This window comes from Methylomonas sp. Uni0011 (assembly GCF_056850255.1).
This window is the reverse complement of record NZ_JBVVNO010000001.1, coordinates 379,860-396,173: the sequence shown is the minus strand read 5'-3', so window position 1 is coordinate 396,173 and position 16,314 is coordinate 379,860. Positions and strand designations below refer to the sequence as shown.

The 16,314-nt window shown below is 58.4% G+C and carries 19 protein-coding genes; 8 read left to right on the top strand and 11 right to left on the bottom strand.

Annotated elements, in window-relative coordinates; translation table 11 throughout:
- Positions 1–220: 220 nt before the first annotated feature.
- From AC0IM9_RS01765 to AC0IM9_RS01755, 3 genes are all read left to right on the top strand, one after another.
- Complete coding sequence (locus AC0IM9_RS01765; RefSeq protein ID WP_482802829.1) at positions 221–1,867, top strand: SulP family inorganic anion transporter; 1,647 nt, start codon at positions 221–223, stop codon at positions 1,865–1,867.
- 167 nt (positions 1,868–2,034) lie between these two features.
- Positions 2,035–2,754, top strand: a complete 720-nt coding sequence (locus AC0IM9_RS01760) for a DUF2490 domain-containing protein (protein ID WP_445370339.1) — start codon at positions 2,035–2,037, stop codon at positions 2,752–2,754.
- A gap of 227 nt (positions 2,755–2,981) precedes the next feature.
- The gene (locus AC0IM9_RS01755) at positions 2,982–3,713 is read left to right on the top strand and encodes an Aq_1264-related membrane protein (protein WP_482802828.1); all 732 of its coding nucleotides are present in this window, start codon (positions 2,982–2,984) and stop codon (positions 3,711–3,713) included.
- Between the two features lie 411 nt (positions 3,714–4,124).
- Here the strand turns inward: AC0IM9_RS01755 and AC0IM9_RS01750 are convergent, their stop codons facing one another.
- From AC0IM9_RS01750 to AC0IM9_RS01705, 10 genes are all read right to left on the bottom strand, one after another.
- On the bottom strand, positions 4,125–4,694 hold the full coding sequence (locus tag AC0IM9_RS01750; RefSeq protein ID WP_278212278.1) for a hypothetical protein: 570 nt from the start codon (positions 4,692–4,694) through the stop codon (positions 4,125–4,127).
- A gap of 198 nt (positions 4,695–4,892) precedes the next feature.
- Positions 4,893–5,345 carry a D-aminoacyl-tRNA deacylase gene (gene dtd, locus AC0IM9_RS01745; RefSeq protein WP_482802827.1) on the bottom strand — a complete coding sequence of 151 codons (453 nt, stop codon included), beginning with the start codon at positions 5,343–5,345 and terminating at the stop codon, positions 4,893–4,895.
- The gene (locus AC0IM9_RS01740) at positions 5,342–5,755 is read right to left on the bottom strand and encodes a gamma-glutamylcyclotransferase family protein (protein WP_482802826.1); all 414 of its coding nucleotides are present in this window, start codon (positions 5,753–5,755) and stop codon (positions 5,342–5,344) included. The genes dtd and AC0IM9_RS01740 overlap by 4 nt, the downstream gene beginning before the upstream one ends.
- Positions 5,756–5,774: 19 nt before the next feature.
- Complete coding sequence (gene msrQ / locus AC0IM9_RS01735; RefSeq protein WP_482802825.1) at positions 5,775–6,413, bottom strand: protein-methionine-sulfoxide reductase heme-binding subunit MsrQ; 639 nt, start codon at positions 6,411–6,413, stop codon at positions 5,775–5,777.
- A 3-nt stretch (positions 6,414–6,416) separates the two neighbouring features.
- Entirely contained in the window at positions 6,417–7,349 is a 933-nt protein-coding gene (msrP, locus tag AC0IM9_RS01730; protein ID WP_482802824.1) for a protein-methionine-sulfoxide reductase catalytic subunit MsrP, read from the bottom strand.
- A 78-nt stretch (positions 7,350–7,427) separates the two neighbouring features.
- Complete coding sequence (locus AC0IM9_RS01725; RefSeq protein ID WP_482802823.1) at positions 7,428–7,838, bottom strand: SDR family oxidoreductase; 411 nt, start codon at positions 7,836–7,838, stop codon at positions 7,428–7,430.
- Between the two features lie 3 nt (positions 7,839–7,841).
- Positions 7,842–8,318, bottom strand: coding sequence for a DoxX family protein (locus tag AC0IM9_RS01720; protein ID WP_482802822.1), 477 nt, complete (start codon positions 8,316–8,318; stop codon positions 7,842–7,844).
- Between the two features lie 14 nt (positions 8,319–8,332).
- Positions 8,333–9,103, bottom strand: a complete 771-nt coding sequence (locus AC0IM9_RS01715; protein WP_482802821.1) for an HvfC/BufC family peptide modification chaperone — start codon at positions 9,101–9,103, stop codon at positions 8,333–8,335.
- Positions 9,087–9,968 carry an MNIO family bufferin maturase gene (gene bufB, locus AC0IM9_RS01710; RefSeq protein ID WP_482802820.1) on the bottom strand — a complete coding sequence of 294 codons (882 nt, stop codon included), beginning with the start codon at positions 9,966–9,968 and terminating at the stop codon, positions 9,087–9,089. Before bufB ends, AC0IM9_RS01715 begins: the two co-directional genes overlap by 17 nt.
- A 12-nt stretch (positions 9,969–9,980) precedes the next feature.
- A complete protein-coding gene (locus AC0IM9_RS01705) occupies positions 9,981–10,256 on the bottom strand; it encodes a BufA1 family periplasmic bufferin-type metallophore (RefSeq protein WP_140913339.1) in 276 nt (91 codons plus the stop codon).
- Between the two features lie 279 nt (positions 10,257–10,535).
- Between AC0IM9_RS01705 and AC0IM9_RS01700 the strand changes: the two genes are divergently transcribed.
- The 5 genes from AC0IM9_RS01700 to AC0IM9_RS01680 all read left to right on the top strand — a co-directional run bounded on the left by AC0IM9_RS01700 (position 10,536) and on the right by AC0IM9_RS01680 (position 15,823).
- A complete protein-coding gene (locus AC0IM9_RS01700; RefSeq protein ID WP_482802819.1) occupies positions 10,536–12,401 on the top strand; it encodes a sigma-54 interaction domain-containing protein in 1,866 nt (621 codons plus the stop codon).
- Positions 12,402–12,513: 112 nt separating this feature from the next.
- Entirely contained in the window at positions 12,514–13,056 is a 543-nt protein-coding gene (locus AC0IM9_RS01695; RefSeq protein WP_482802818.1) for a M15 family metallopeptidase, read from the top strand.
- A gap of 175 nt (positions 13,057–13,231) precedes the next feature.
- The gene (gene pabB / locus AC0IM9_RS01690) at positions 13,232–14,605 is read left to right on the top strand and encodes an aminodeoxychorismate synthase component I (protein WP_482802817.1); all 1,374 of its coding nucleotides are present in this window, start codon (positions 13,232–13,234) and stop codon (positions 14,603–14,605) included.
- Positions 14,602–15,165 carry an amino acid kinase family protein gene (locus AC0IM9_RS01685; protein ID WP_140913343.1) on the top strand — a complete coding sequence of 188 codons (564 nt, stop codon included), beginning with the start codon at positions 14,602–14,604 and terminating at the stop codon, positions 15,163–15,165. The genes pabB and AC0IM9_RS01685 overlap by 4 nt, the downstream gene beginning before the upstream one ends.
- Entirely contained in the window at positions 15,158–15,823 is a 666-nt protein-coding gene (locus AC0IM9_RS01680; protein ID WP_140913344.1) for a DUF2959 domain-containing protein, read from the top strand. The genes AC0IM9_RS01685 and AC0IM9_RS01680 overlap by 8 nt, the downstream gene beginning before the upstream one ends.
- Here the strand turns inward: AC0IM9_RS01680 and AC0IM9_RS01675 are convergent, their stop codons facing one another.
- Positions 15,824–16,258 (bottom strand): DUF6694 family lipoprotein, encoded by a 435-nt coding sequence (locus AC0IM9_RS01675; RefSeq protein ID WP_140913345.1) that lies wholly within the window; start codon positions 16,256–16,258, stop codon positions 15,824–15,826.
- Positions 16,259–16,314 lie beyond the last annotated feature (56 nt).

Below are 16,314 nucleotides of genomic sequence, written 5' to 3'. Positions count from 1 at the left end.
CGCCTGCGAATGATACCGGCGAGCGGTCGGGCAAAGGTTGATTTCAACCAGTAAGCCGGGTTTTTATAAACCATTCCGCTGCAGGACAAGCACTATTCGCTGCTGCGGATGCCTTTCGGCGCCGGGGTCGGCCGAGAAAACCGGCGCTTGGCCGCTGTTGGTTGGAACTGGCATATTTCTTGTTTGAAACTGGTTTTTCAATATCGAACGAGCGCTATTTATGTCCCCCGTATCTCAGCTTGTGTTGCCGAAAACCGGTATTGCCGGCCTGTTCGAAAACTGGCGCAGCGATTTGCTCTCCGGCTTTCTGGTGTTTTTGATTGCATTGCCGCTATGTCTCGGTATCGCGATGGCATCCGGTTTTCCGCCGATGTCGGGCATCATCACCGCCATCATCGGCGGGGTGGTCGTCTCCCGCATCAGCGGCTCGTATGTCACGATCAACGGTCCGGCGGCCGGTCTGATTGTGGTCATCGTCGATGCGGTGCAGTCGCTGGGGCAGGGCGATGCGATGGCCGGTTACCGTTACACCTTGGCGGCGATTGTTGTCGCCAGTGTGTTGCAGATATTGCTCGGCGTGTTCAAAGCCGGCAAGCTGAGCGCTTTTTTCCCCAGCTCCGTCGTGCACGGCATGTTGGCCGCGATCGGCATCATCATCATGGCCAAGCAGGTTCATACCTTGTTAGGGGTGAAACCCGAAGCCAAAACCCTGCTCGGTACGATTGCCGAAATTCCGCATTCGATCATCGAAATGAATCCGGAAGTGTCGTTGATCGGTTTATGCGGACTGGCCTTGCTGGTGGTTTGGTCCTTGATCAAACAACCGACCCTGAAGATGATTCCGGCACCGCTGCTGGTGGTTATGCTCGGCTTGGCTTTGGGCCAATACTTCGATCTGGACCATATCCACCAATACCTGTTTTTACCCGAAGCCGAAATTTTGCCGCACCACCAATACACCATAGGCCCGACCTTTTTGGTGGCGGTGCCGGAGAATTTCATGTCCGGCTTTTACTTTCCGGATTTTTCCAAAATCGCCACCGCCGAATTTTGGGTGGCTGTCGTGACGATTTGGCTGGTCGGCAGCCTGGAAAGTCTGTTGAGCGCATCGGCCGTGGACAAACTCGATCCGTACAAGCGCAACTCCAATTTAAATCGGGATCTGGCCGCGGTCGGCGTCGGCAATTTGATCGCCGGCATGGTCGGCGGCCTTCCGATGATTGCCGAAATCGTGCGTAGCTCGGCCAATATCAACAACGGCGCCAAAACCGGTTGGGCCAATTTCTTCCACGGTATGCTGCTACTGATTTTCGTAGCGCTGTTTCCGCGCTTGATTCACGAAATTCCGCTGTCTTCGTTGGCGGCATTGCTGGTCTTCACCGGCTTCAGGCTGGCTTCGCCGAAAGAGTTCGCCAAAACCTTGTCGGTCGGTTTGGATCATTTCGTGGTGTTCGTGATCACCATTATCGGCGTCATCGCCACCGATTTGCTGGTCGGCGTCGCGATCGGCATCGTCGCCGAGTTGCTGATCCACATGACCCGCGGCTTAAAACCGGGCAATGTGTTTTCGCTGGCCTACCACGTCAACCAGACCGATCCGCGCACCTACCATATCTCGGTCAGCGGTGCGGCGGTGTTCTCCAACTTCATCAGCTTGAAAAGCTTGTTGGCGGATTTTCCGCAAGGCGAGAACGTGTTCTTCGACCTGACCGACGCTGACTTGATCGACCATACCGTGATGGAGTTTATCCACCACTATGCGGAAGAGTATCGCCACGCCGGGGGCAAATGCGAAATCGTCGGCCTCGACGAACATCACAGCTACTCCGACCACCATCTGGCTGCACGCCGCAAGCTCAGCGTTTGACGCGCTAACAGGCCGGCACCGTCCGTGTTTCGGGCGGTGCCGGAGCATCATCGGCCCACCGGGCCAAACCGCAATCACCGCAGACAATACTCCAATGTTGACCCCGGAGCGGTCGGCTACGCCCGAGTTTTGCCTGCAATCACTGGAATTCGATCTGGAGCAAAGCGATGGCCGAACACTCATATCCTCTCAATCGGTTGAAAATCATCTTGTTTATGTTCACAGCGGCCGGTGCGGCTTTGGCGCATGCCGGCGAATTGGCGGAAGATACCGGCGCTTGGCTGCAAATCGTCGGCGAGGGCAGTCTGCAATCGGTCGATCCGTCGTTGGCGAAAGGCCGCATCTGGCTGGAAGGGCAGTCGCGTTTCGACGGCAACTGGGGCCATTGGTACCAGGGCATGGTGCGTTCCGCGGTCGGTTACTCGTTGAGCGACCGGGCGACGATCTGGGCCGGTTATACCTGGCTGCCGACGCAGAACATCGGCAAGCCTTATATCGCGCAACAGGATATTTGGCCGGCGTTTCGCTACATCCTGCCCACCGACATCGGCACCTTCACCTTCCGCACCATGTGGGAAACCAATTTCCTGCGCGGCGACCAAGTCCGCGAGCGGCCGCGGCAGATGATCAAATTCATGCATCCGTTCGATTTCGAACCGCGCCTGAGCTTCATCGCCTGGGACGAAGCGTTTTACCGGGTTAACACCACCGCCTGGGGCGGCAAATCCGGCTTCGACCAAAACCGGGCCTTCAGCGGCCTCGGCTGGAATTTCAACAAAAACGTTCGGGCCGAACTGGGTTACTTGAACCAGTACCTCGACGACGCCAACCACCGCGATGCCAAGATGCACCATTTGGGCATGGCGTCGTTGTTCGTCAACTTCTAGTAACAAATCCGACTGACTGGGGAACGATGAATGTCGATCCGATCCGGAACCAATTGATCGGTTAGTTGGTGGACTTTTTGTTCGGTTTGGCTGATGCACAACACCGAGAAAAACGCAGACAATGTAGCTGTTAAACTGCGACAGACCCAGAGGCTGTTGTCGGGCCGCTGCCAAAAACACCGGCTTTTTTGCGGAGCCGGATTTCAATTTCAATGGACCGAATTTAAATGCCAAAACCTTATGCCCGTTTCAAAGACATTTCCGTCAGCGAAAGAATTTTGAATACCGTGTTTCTGTTGACTATCGGTCTAGGCTACATCGTGGCGCTGATCAATATGTACTACACCCACCAGGGCCGCGACGGCAAGCCGGGTTTGTCGATCGAAGACATTGTCATTATGTACCACGGCTCCAATAACCAGACGCGGCTCGGCTCGGCCATCAACGGCATCATGGAGCCGAATCTGAAGTACCAAAGCGACAAGGAAGTCATCATGAAATGGATACACGACGGCGCCGAACAAAACGGTTACGAAAAGGACGTCGCCCCGATTCTGAACCGCGATTGCGTGCATTGCCACAATCCGGCGGTGAATCCGTCCTTACCCAATTTGACTAACTTTGCCGGTGTCTTGGAAGTGGCGCATTCCGGCGGCGCTTCGGTGCCGGTATTGGTCAGGGTGTCGCATATCCATTTGTTTGGTATTGCCTTCATCCTGTTTTTTATCGGCAAGATCTTTTTGCTGTGCGACATCAACATTTACGTCAAACGGGTAGCGGTGGTGATTCCGTTTGCGGCGATGTTGCTGGACGTGCTGTCGTGGTTCATCACCAAATCGATCTCCAGTTTCGCCTACGTGGTCGTGTTGAGCGGCGCGCTGATGGGGCTGTCGATGGGGGTGCAAATTTTACTGAGCATCTACCAGATGTGGTTTTTCCGTAAAGACGTGGCTGCTTGAGACCGAGCGCCGGACTAAGATTGCGCCGCTTTGCTGTGCGGCGGGCTTCGATACCAACTTGAAAAAAATTTTATAAATATTCAAAGCTATTGAACTTTATCGATCGAGCCCCATCTTAAACAGCGATCGGGTTATCGCGTTGGCTTGCGTCGATTCGATCTGTTTCTTCCTTAGAACCTCGTGGCTCCTGCCTGGATCGGTACCCAATGGGCTACCGGTCCTTTTTTTTGTCTGACGTACTATTGCTGCGACCGGGCACCGTGGTGATAAAGCGCTTGTCCGCTGGCGCCGTGGGTCCGGGCCGGATCAGGATTGCGGTACTTGCGCCGAGCCGCTGTGAACCGAATTGAGTTGTGGGAAGAGCGGCCGGGGGAAAGCGCCGCTTAGCGCTTTCTCCGGCCGAGGAATGGATTACTTATCGCATTTATGGCCACTGCCGCAGCAGTCTGCCATGTTACCGCCGTGTTTTTGGCAATGTTCGGCACCGCATTCATGGGCGGCTGCGCCTTTGTGGTGGGCGCAATGGCCGGCGTCGCAATGTTTGGCCGCGTCGGCTTCGTGGTGCGCACAGTGCTCGCTGCCGCATTCGTGAGGTTTGGCGTTGGCATCGCCCGCGCAATGTTTGGCGCAGACCGCGTCTTTGGCGTGCGGATGGTCGGCGCAATGTTTTGCGCAATCGTGGTCGGCCAAGGCTTTGTCGGCGCAGTGTTTCAGACAGGCTTTATCTTTTTTGCCTTTACTTTTTTTGCAATGCGCTTCGCAGTCGTGCGACGCATCGGCTTTGTGTTTGGCGCAATGGTCGGGATTTACTGCCGGCACCGGCGCGGCGGCAGGAACCGGAGCAGGCGTCGGCGCTACTGCGGCAGGGGCCACTTCGGCGGGCTGGGCATTGGTCTCGTCGACCGGTTTCGCCGATTCGCAGCCGCTGAGGGCAAACAACGCAGGCAGTATCATGGCCAGCAATAAATGACGATTCTTCATGAGTATCTCTCTATGGTGGGTTAAGGTGACAGGATTTTAGTAGTAAGCAGGCTGTGCGGCAAATTAAATTGCGTTATTTAACATAGTTTATTTTTTGCAGCATAAATCGCCCCGCGTTTGCAGTCATTCGAATAGCGGCGAAGTTTATTGACCCACGTAAACTTGGGTCGCTGGAAATTCCGCCTGGATTCCCGGGGTTTAGCGGGCTTTATCCTGGCAACGCAGGGTAAAAGTCACCGGGCCGTCGTTGACCAACGAGACTTTCATGTCGGCGCCGAAGCGGCCGAATTGGCAACCGGGGTAGATCGCCGCGGCGCGTTGCCGGGCGTATTCGAACAATTCCCGGCCCATCTCCGGCGGCGCGGCCGTCGCAAAGCTGGGGCGGTTGCCGCTGTCGGTGTCGGCGGCCAGCGTGAATTGCGGCACCAACAGCAGGCCGCCGTTGATATCGCGCAAGCTCAGATTCATCTTGTCGTCGGCATCGGCGAATATCCGGTAATTCAGAATTCGCTCCAGCAGGCGATCGGCTTGCTTAGGGGTGTCGGCTTTTTCCACGGCCAATAAAGCCATGATGCCGGAGCCGATAGCCCCGATATCGATGCCGTCGACCGTGACTTTGGCTTGGGTGACGCGTTGGATGACGCTGATCATGCCTGTTCCTGAAATTGAAGAAAATAATCGCCGCCGGCGATGGCGCGCAAGCCGGCGGTCGGCCGATTGTATAGGTAAACCCAGGCCGACAAAACCCGCCGGCCGGCCAAACGCACCGGACGCCGCACCCGGCGGTATTCGTGCGGCGGCGGAAAATGCCGCGTGCATTCTTCGTAGCGGTCCAGTGCTGCCAGCGCGCGCCGGCCGTTGCGCAGACGGTAGACTTCGCCGTGGACCCGGCCGCAGCCGGCGTCGACTGCGCCCGGATAGCCGTCCAGCCGGTAAAGTCGGCCAGCCAGCGTCGCCCGGCCGACCCATTCGCAGCCGGCCAGCAGCGGGTGGTTGCTGCAAGCTCCCGGTTTTCGGCGCAGGCTGCCGTAGACGAACAGGTAATCGCGGATCGGGTTCAAGGGGGCGTTGGTTAGAAAATCAGGTTGATCGGGCCGGCTTCGGCCGCCGAAAAAGCGGTCCGCCGAGCCGGTAGGCGACCCGGATGCCAAGCAGTATCGCCAAAACCGAGGCGAAGGCAAGCGGATTGCTCAAGTCTTTTTTCACCAGCCACCAATAATGAACGACACCGCCGATTGCGCAAGGGTAGACCAAGCTGTGCAAGCGCAGCCAATTTTTTCCGCCCAGCCGGCGCAGCATTTGATCGGTGGAAGTCACCGCCAACGGAACCATCAAAACAAACGCCGGAAAACCCACGGTGATATAAGGCCGCTTGGCGATGTCCTGGACGATGGCCTCCCAATCGAAGAACTGGTCCAGTACCAAATAAGCCAGCAGATGCAGGCTACCGTAGCCGAACGCGAACAAGCCGAGCATGCGCCGCAGCCGGATCGGCCAGGTCCAGCCCGACAGCCGGCGCAGCGGCGTCACCGCCAAGGTCACCATCAGCAAAGTCAGGGTCCAGAAACCGGTAACGTGGGTGATTTTTTCGATCGGATTGGCGCCCAAATTGTCCAGATAGGCGTTGACGCCTAATTTTCCCAGCGGCAGCAAAGCCAGGCAAAACGCCAAGATTTTTATGCCGGTGAGGGCTTTGCCGTTCAGCGATACCTCAGCCATAGGTCAAAAGTAGCGAGCCAGGTCCATGCCGGCGTATAGCGGCGCGACCTGTTCGGCGTAGCCGTTGAACATCAAGGTTTTGCGTTTCAGGAATTCGCCGATGCGGCGTTCCTTGGCTTGGCTCCAGCGCGGATGGTCCACCTCCGGATTGACGTTGGCGTAAAATCCGTATTCCCTGGGGCCGGCCTGCATCCAACTGGTGGTGGGCTGTTGTTCCAGGAAGCGGATCGCGACTATCGATTTGGCGCTTTTGAAACCGTACTTCCACGGCACCACGATCCGCACCGGTGCGCCGTTTTGCGGCGGCAGCACCTCGCCGTACAAACCGACAGTCAATAGGGTTAGCGGATGCATGGCTTCGTCCAGGCGCAGGCCTTCGCGGTAGGGCCATTCCAATACCGCCGATTTTTGGCCGGGCATCTGCTGCGGATCGTGCAGGCTGACGAACTCGACGTATTTGGCCTTGCCGGTCGGTTCCGCGCGTTTGATCAGTTCGGCCAGCGGAAAACCGACCCACGGTATCACCATCGACCAGGCTTCGACGCAACGCAGGCGGTAAATTCGTTCCTCCAGTGGCGCCATTTTCAAGATTTGGTCGATATCGAAGGTGATGGGTTTCTTGACTTCGCCTTCGATGCTGACAGTCCAGGGCCGGGTTTTTAAAGTGCCGGCGCGGGCGGCCGGATCGTCCTTGCCGGTGCCGAATTCGTAAAAATTGTTATAGCTGGTGACCGACTGCAACGGCGTCAAAGATTCGTCGGCATTGAATTCCGACTTTTTGATCTCGCCGAAGCCGCCCGCGGCCCATAGCGGTTGCGGTAATAGCGCCGCTAACGCCGCGCCGCCCGCCGTTTGCAAGAATTTGCGGCGGGCTTGAAATAAGTGCTTAGGCGTGATTTCGGCGGCCGGGATTTTGGGATAGTCGTAATTTTTCATGGATGCCTTCTGGTCCGGAAATTAAATTGCAAACGGCTTGCGTTGTTCAGTGATAAGGATTTTGCCGCCAAGTTCCGATTAGGTTTGGCTGGCGCCGCCCGTCGGGGCCAAAAACACCGCAACGGCGTCGTAACTCAGTGCTAGTACCGGCGGATCGGTTGAGCCCAAAGCCGCCGATAGCGCTACGGCGTGCGAACCGGCGCCGACCACAAGATCCGGTTGACCCCAATAGGCCAGCAGCACATCGCACAGGCTGCGTAACTCGCCCGGAACCGTAATATCGGCCCGAAACGCCATGGCTTGGCCGCCGCGGTTGCGGATGCGTTCCGCCAGCCGTTCCGCGGCGTCGCGCCGATCCGGGTAATTCAACATGACTCTGGCGCCGGCCAGAGCCAGCGCTTCAGCGGCGGCCGCGCCTGCGGCGCAAGTCGCGTCGATCACCAGCACAGTTTTGCCGTGCAGAGGCAAATGGGCGTTTGAAGTCGACATGCATCAATCCGGCCGGCGGTGCAACTGCGCCAGCCAGGCATCCACCGACCAACGGCCGGGACCGTGCGCCATCAGCGCCAGCAACAGCAACCCCCAAGTCCGGTGTTGTTCCAGGCCGGCCGCGCCCAGTTGCGGATAAGACACCACCGCGACGATATTGAAACCGAACAGTAATGCCGCCGCCGAGCGGGCGTAAAGGCCCAGAAACAAACCCAGCGGCCCGAGCAGTTCGATGGCGGTGGCCAGCACGGCTGCCGCCGGGCTCGGTAACAGCGGCACCGCATATTCGAATTGGAACAGATATAAGGTGCTGTCCCAACTGTTCAACTTGAGCCAACCGGAAATCCAGAACGCGTAGCCGACCCAAGCGCGCAGCACCAAGTCGGCGAGCGGCGTCAGCTGGTGGCGCAATCTTAGGAAAAATGTGTTTACGGCTTTGCCCGGCACGGCCGGACCAGGATTCGCGATACGCGTATTCATGGAGTTAACCTCGGTTACAGTAAAACGATATCGGCCAGCAGACCGCTGCGTAGCCCGGCCAAGAGCCAGGACTCGACGGCGAAATCCGGATCGCATGCCAAAGCGGCGCCGACGGCAGCGGTTAAGTTTGCTCTGCCGGCTAAGGCCGTTAAACAACGGTATTCCGCTAATGCCAACGGCCGAATCTCCACTTCCCACTGCGGCCGGAATACCAGTAGCCGGCAACCGCCCGCATCCAGATTGACGTGCGGATCGCCGAGATAATCGGCTTGGTTGCTGAGCCAGATCGGCAGCAGCGGATAGCCGGATTCGATCAAACCGGCGCTGGGATGCAATTTTGCCGTCAACTCGCCGCAATCGATTTGGCTGAAATCATGCAATGCCGTTAACGTCGGCGCGGGGGATTCGGCGGCATGGTAGGCCCGGTGGTAAAGCCATTCCAGACTAGCCACGTCGGCCAGATAGGGCAGGCTGGCGGCAGCGGCAAAGCCGGCAATCAGCTCGGCGAAATTCGCGCCGAATTCAATCAGACAAGCCGCGGCTGGCGGATATTCGGCGATATACGCTCGCGCCAGCCGGTCGAAGAAGCCGGCGCCGACCAGGCGGTATACTACCGGGTAAGTGTCGCCCAAGGCCTGGCTCAAACCGGTTTGGGTGTTGTTGCGGTAAACGGCCATCCGCCGTTCCGGGGCGATGCCGTTAGTGACAATACCGGCCGGAATCCGGGCGGAGTCGCCAAACACGAAACCGGTAAAATCGCGTTGCAGCTCATGCAGCCTGGACATAATTTTGCTCCATATAGCGATCGGCACGCGTGGCCTGATCGATAAGGGTGTGCCAATCGGGCAAATCCGCATCCCACTCGATCAACGTCGGTCGGTTGCCGAACAGTTTTAAAACCATGCGGAACAACTGCCATACCGGCTCGGCGACCGGGCCGTCGTGGCTGTCGATCAGGATTACGTCAGCGCCGATTTGGTTGCGGCGGTGGCCGGCCAAATGGAATTCGGCCACGTGGTGGGCATCGAGTGCGAGCAGGTAATCCAGCGCATCCCAACCGTGGTTGTGGCAAGAGACGTAAAGGTTGTTGACGTCCAGCAGCAGGCCGCAGCCGCTGCGGCGGGCCAATTGGCTCAGGAATTCGGCTTCGCTGTAGTCGGCATAGTCGAACTGCAGATAACTGGACGGGTTTTCCAGCAAGATTGGCCGGCCGAGGAAGTCCTGCACCTGCGCCACCCGTTGTACCCATGCGGCGAGGGCCGATTCGGTATAGGCAATCGGCGCCAGATCGTTGAAATAGCGGCCGCCGAACGCACTCCAAGACAAATGTTCGGACACCAGAGCCGGCTCGATGCGTTCGATCAACTGCTGCAACTGGCGTAAATGGCGCCCGTCCTGGGCGTCTACCGAGCCCAGCGACATGCCGACGCCGTGCAGGCTGAGCGGATAGTCCCGCCGCAGGCTTTCCAGCATCCGTAGCGCCGGGCCGCCGGCAGCGAAATAGTTTTCGCTGTGCACTTCCAGCCAGGCCGGTTTGGCCGGGCTATGCAAGGCATCGCGGTAGTGCGGCGAACGCAGCCCGATTCCGGCCGCAGCCGGAATCGAAGCGTTAACGGCGCCGAAGGATAGGGTATTGCGTGACTGCGCCATGGCCGATCCGGATTACATGCCGGCCGGAGCTTGCAGGCTGCCGCCGCTGATGCGTTCGCAGGTGCCGGCCGGCAACGCGATGAAGGCATCTTTCTGGTTATCGCTGATTGCGTGGCCGGCGCACGCGTTGGACAAGGTTTTGCAATCGTTCTTGCCGGCTTTGGCGACGCCGTAGCATTTCTCCATATCGTTTTTGTCGGCGGCCGCGGCTGTGGCTGGCAATCCCATCGCGCTCATGGCCAGGATGGAAGCCAAAGCGGTGCTGACGACGGTAGTTGGGTTTTTCATGGATAGTCTCCGTTAAGTTAGATTAGTGAAGTGTCGGCAGCCTGCGCCGCCCGACACAGCGAATATCGCAAGCGCCGTGCCAGGTCCTGTTGTGGAAAATTAGTTAAATTTAATCAATGGTTTGTAAAAACTTGGCGCTATCGCTGGTCAAGTTTGCGCTGAAGAGTGCCGCGATATTTCGCGGCGGCCGCCAAATATGGTGGCCTTGGCTTGGCGGCCGCGGCTAGAATGTGGCGGCGTTTTGCGGCATCAATTGTTTTCGGCCACTCTTTTGTAAATATGGACCCAAGCGATCCCAACGATTTTTCGATTTTGAGGGCGGTGGTCGAAGGCACCGCTCAAGCTACCGGCGGCGACTTCATGCGTTCGTTGGTGCGCAACTTATGCCTGGCGACCGGCGTGGCGAACGGTTTCGTCGCCGAGTTCGCCGAGGCCAAGACCCGGGTGCGCTGCTTGGCGTTCTGGACCGACGGCGAATTTCTGGACGATCAGGAATGGGATTTGCCCGGTACGCCGTGCGAAGACGTGTTGCGCGGCAATTTCTGCCATTACCCGTCCGGCGTGTCGCAGATGTTTCCGGACGAGCAGGGGGTGGAAAGTTATTTGGGCGTGCCGCTGCGCGACGGCGAAGGCGAAATACTCGGCCACTTGGCGTTGTTCGATACGCGAGCGATGCCGGAGCGGGACAATCTGTTCTATGTCTTCAAAATCTTCGCCGCCCGCGCTGGGGCGGAATTGAACCGGCTGCGCATCGAGCAGCAACTGCGGCTCAGCGAACAGCGCTTTCGCGAATTGTTCGACGAAGCGCCGATCGCCTATGTGCACGAGGATGTGGAAACCCGGTTTCTCCAAGCCAACCAGGCGGCATTGCGAATTTTGGGTTTGACTCCGGAGCAGGTAAGCACCACGCGCGGCATTTCCCTGGTGCCGGAGACGCCGGAAGCCCAGGACCGGTTGCAACAGGCGTTCGCATCGGTCGAAAAAGGCACGGATAGCGCCGGCGTGGTGCTGGAATTGCGGCGCAAAGACGATGGCCGGCCGGTCTGGATTCGCTGGTGGTCGAAAACCGATCCCAGCGGCTGTTTTCTGCGGACGATGTTCATCGACATCACCGCCCAAGTCTTGATGGAACAGGAGCAAGCCAAGTTGGAGGCGCAAAACCGCTACCTGCAGGAAGAAATCAAGGCCGAGCACAATTTCGAGGAAATCGTCGGCCGCAGCCCGGGGCTGCGCTCGTTGCTGCACCAGGTGCAGCGTGTGGCGCAGACCGACGCTTCGGTGCTGATTCAAGGCGAATCCGGCACCGGCAAGGAACTCGTGGCGCGCGCCATCCACTCCGCCAGCAAACGCAAACAGCGGCCGCTGATTAAAGTCAATTGCGCGGCGTTGCCGTCCAGCCTGATCGAAAGCGAATTGTTCGGCCACGAAAAAGGCGCTTTTACCGGTGCGATCAGCAAACGTATCGGCCGTTTCGAACTGGCCGAAGGCGGCACGCTGTTCCTGGACGAAGTCGGCGAAATTCCGCTGGACGTGCAGGTCAAATTATTGCGGGTGATCCAAGAACGCGAATTCGAACGCGTCGGCGGCCAGACCCCGATCAAAATGGATGTACGGGTCATCACCGCCACCAACCGCGACTTGTTGCAGGAGGTGGCGAACAAAAATTTTCGCGAGGACTTGTTCTACCGGCTGAACGTGTTTCCGCTGACTACGCCGCCGCTACGGGAGCGGCTGGAAGACATTCCGCTGTTGGCCGATTTTCTGATCGGCAAATTCGCGCCGAAAATCGGCAAAAAAATCAACGGCGTCGGCGCCGAATCGATGCGACGTTTGCAGAACTACCGCTGGCCCGGCAACATCCGCGAACTGGAAAACATCATCGAGCGCGCCATCATCCTGGCCGACGGGCCGTGGCTGGAGATCGGCGCCGAGCAATTGCCGGGCAGTGCGACGGATATTTCAACCGCGCCGCTGCAGATCGGCGACGCCAGTCTGGATGCTGTCGCCCGCGAACATATCCTGCAGGTGCTGGAGCAAACCCGCTGGGTCATAGAAGGCCCGCAAGGCGCGGCGCAGCGCTTGCAGGTCAAGCCCAGCACGTTGCGCTATCGGATGCGGAAATTGGATATTCGTAAGCCGCGATGACAGCCCGCATCGAATTCATTGATTGCATTGCGAAATCGGCGGCGCCGGATTACGTCAGGCCGGCGGTCGACACCAGTCCAAGCGGCGAATGGTTCGGCCAACCGGAGCTGAGATGAGCAATCATCCCGAAACCGTAAGCTACGATCCGCTCGCGCTCTGCGCCGCGCTGGGAATTGCGGTCGAAGCGGTCGAAGCCCGCGGCCTGCGTCTGTATCCCGCCGCAAAACGCTTGGCCGTCGCCGATGTCGACCATAAGGGCAGGGCGTTTCTAATGACCCCGGCCGCCGGCCGCGCCTGGCAGGCGATGAAGGCCGCCGCAGCGGCCGACGGCATCGAGATTTACCTGATCTCGGCCTACCGCAGCGTGGAACGCCAGGCCGAGATCATCCGCGCCAAGCTCGACGCCGGCGCGGCAATTGCCGAGATCCTGACCGTGCTGGCGCCGCCCGGCTACAGCGAACACCACACCGGCCGCGCCGTGGATTTGACCTGCCCGGATGCGCCGGCGGTGCAACAGGGCTTCGAACTGACCGCTGCTTTCGCCTGGTTGCAGGTCAACGCCAATCGCTTCGGTTTCGTCATGTCCTATCCGCCGGACAACGCCTCGGGTTATCGCTACGAGCCTTGGCATTGGTGTTATCAAGATATTTCTTAAGATTTGCGGCCGGCGCTATCGCTAAGGTCGCATTTTTTAAATCCGGCCGTTGCCGGCTAAGGGCCTTTCCGGGCGAGTCGGGTCGGCGGGTTTGGTTAAAGCCGGCGGCTGGTATAAAATCTTGCGGTGTTCAATCACGTCCTTGCCGGTCAAGCCGGCCCTGCATCCGCGTTTAATGCTTCTAGCCAAACCCACTAAACATCCGCTGCCGTATTTTCCGGACAGCGCGCAATTATTCGCCCCTATTGCCCATCTGCCGTGGGCGGTGTTCCTGGATAGCGCCCAACCTCACAGTCGTCAGGACCGTTACGATATTCTGGCTTATGCGCCCGTAACCACTCTGCAAACCTACGGCAACCTGACCAGGATCGAACGCGACGGGCAGGTCGTCGAAAGCGCTGCGGACCCGTTCGAATTGTTGAAGCAGCAACTGGGACAGGTATTGCCGGCAATCGACGGTTTGCCGTTCTGCGGCGGGGCGATCGGTTACTTTGCCTACGACTTGGCCCGGCGTATCGAAAAATTACCTGCCATCGCCGCGGACGCCGAGGGCATTGCCGACATGGCGGTCGGCATTTACCGTTGGGCGGTGGTCGTCGATCATCAGCAACAGCAAAGCTGGCTGGTCGGTTACGGTTTGACCGATGAACTGCTACAACGCTTAATCGCCGAGTTCAGCCAACGATCGCCACAGGGTCCGACTGCAGCTTTCCGGGTGTTGCAGGCGCCTGCCGCCAACATGGACAAGCGCCAATATGCGGCGGCCTTCAACAAAATCAAAGATTATTTGAAAGAAGGCGATTGCTACCAGATCAATCTGACCCAGCGTTTCAGCAGCGCCTGCGTCGGCGAGCCGTGGCAGGCCTTCGAGGTGCTGCGGCGGATCAATGCCGCGCCGTTCAGCGCCTATTTGAATCTGCCGGACGTCCAGGTATTGAGTTCGTCGCCCGAGCGTTTTTTGAAAGTGACCGACGGCGCGGTCGAAACCAAGCCGATCAAGGGTACCCGCCCGCGCCGTGCGGACCCGGAACAGGATCAAGCCCAGATCGAAGACTTGGTGGCTAGCGCCAAGGACAGGGCGGAAAACGTGATGATCGTCGATTTGCTGCGTAACGACTTGGGCAAGTGTTGCCGGAAAGGTTCGGTCTGGGTGCCGAATTTGTTCGCAGTGGAAAGCTACGCCACCGTGCATCACTTGGTCAGTACCGTCACCGGCCAGTTGGCGCCCGGCCAGCATGCGCTGGATTTGTTGCGCAGTTGTTTTCCGGGCGGCTCAATCACCGGCGCGCCGAAAATCCGGGCCATGGAAATCATCGAGGAATTGGAACCGCATCGGCGCGGAGTTTATTGCGGTGCGATCGGCTACGTCGGCTTCGACGGCAATATGGACACCAATATCGCGATCCGGACCCTGGTGCACAACCGCGGCACGATTCGCTTCTGGGCCGGCGGCGGCATCGTCAATGATTCGGTACTGGACGCAGAATATCAGGAATGCTTCGATAAAGCGGCGGCACTGTTGCAGGTGTTGGCGCAATTTAGCGAATGATTTGCGTCGTCAAACTAGGCGGCAGCTTGTTGGAAACGGCGGCATTGCCGGCTTGTTTGGCGGCGGTGGCGCGGCGGCCGGGACTTAAAGTCATCGTTCCGGGCGGCGGCCGGTTTGCCGACCAGGTTCGCGCCGCGCAACGCGATTATCGGTTCGACGAAGTCGCGGCGCACCGGATGGCCTTACTGGCGATGCAGCAGATGGCCGAATTGATGCGCGGGCTGCTGCCCGAGCTGGAAATCCTGGTAGCTACCGACTCGCTTGCAGCCGGGGCGGCGGCCAAAACCTGGGTCTGGGCGCCGCAAGTCGCCGAATTGGATGCGGCCGGAGTTCCGGCTAGTTGGGACGTCACCTCGGACAGTCTGGCCGCCTGGCTGGCCGGGCGGATTGCGGCCGACGAATTGGTGGTGGTCAAGTCGGCGCCGGTCGCGGCCGGGACCGACTGGCCGGAATTGCAGCGGCAAGGCATCCTTGATCCGGCTTTTGCCCGTTTCGCTGACGCCGCTTCCTGTAAAATCAGCGTGGTCAATAAAGACGACTTCGTGTTCCATCATGATTAATTTCCTGAAAGCCCTTCTGAACCGGCGCTTGCGCAAAGCGTATTACCAGAGCCGGGAGTCCCTGCTCGGCCACCATAAACGCGACATCGTCGTGATGCAGGTCGACCAGGCCTGTCATAGCCTGAAAGATAGCCGCGACCAATTCGTCGAGGCGCTGGATAAATTCAAAACCCTGGTGCATTTGCCGGAGAGTTCGTTGGAACAACGCTACCAGCAATTGAAGCGGCGCTACGATGTCTGCCGCAGCAAGGCCGACACCGTCAGCCAAAAGATACAGGCGGTGGAGGAGGTCAGCGAGGCCTTGTTTGCCGAATGGGAAGCGGAGCTGGATTTGTACAGCAATCGGGCTTTGCGTGCCCGCAGCCAGCAGCAATTGAAAAAATCCCGCCAGCAATATGCGCGTTTACTCAAGGCGCTGCAAACTGCGGAAAATCGGATGGTGCCGGTATTGGCGGCGTTTCAGGACCAGGTGCTGTTTTTGAAGCACAACCTCAATGCCCATGCCATTGCAGCGTTGCGGCACGAGTTCGTCGAGATTGGCGTGGATATTTCGAAGTTGATCGAGGTGATGGAGAAAACCATTACCGAGGCCAGCCTGTTCGTTGCCGTCCTTGCGGATCAGAAGCAACTGCCGGCCCCGGTGGCCGTACGCAAGTAATTACATCGCGTGCATTTTGTAATCGACCCGTGCCGGCGGGTTTTTATCGCGGGCGTCAGGCGTTTTCTTGCGGTTTTGGTCGATGCGCTCTTGCGAATACTGGGTAATCATTTGGTCCCAGGATTCGTATTGAGCGTACTCTTTGTTGCCGGACGACTTGCGTTTGGCGAACAATTCCTTGCCGGTTTCTATCAACTGTTCGGGGGTTTTGCCGTCAATTGCGTCCAGGAACTCCTGGTTGCTGCGGATCTCGTCGCGCAGAGTCCAGAACGACACTTCGAATTCGATGCGTTGGTCCAGCGGCAATTTTTCCTTGATATGGCTGATCGACCTGTTGACGGTTTTCATGCTGCTGCCGTTGATCTGGTTGCTTTTATTGCAACCGACCATCACCGAACAGAGCAGTAAAACCAATACCGTTGACGCTTTTTTCATAGTGCAGCCCCCCAGTGGCTAAATAAACAAACCCGATTTTTGTATTTATAATGGTT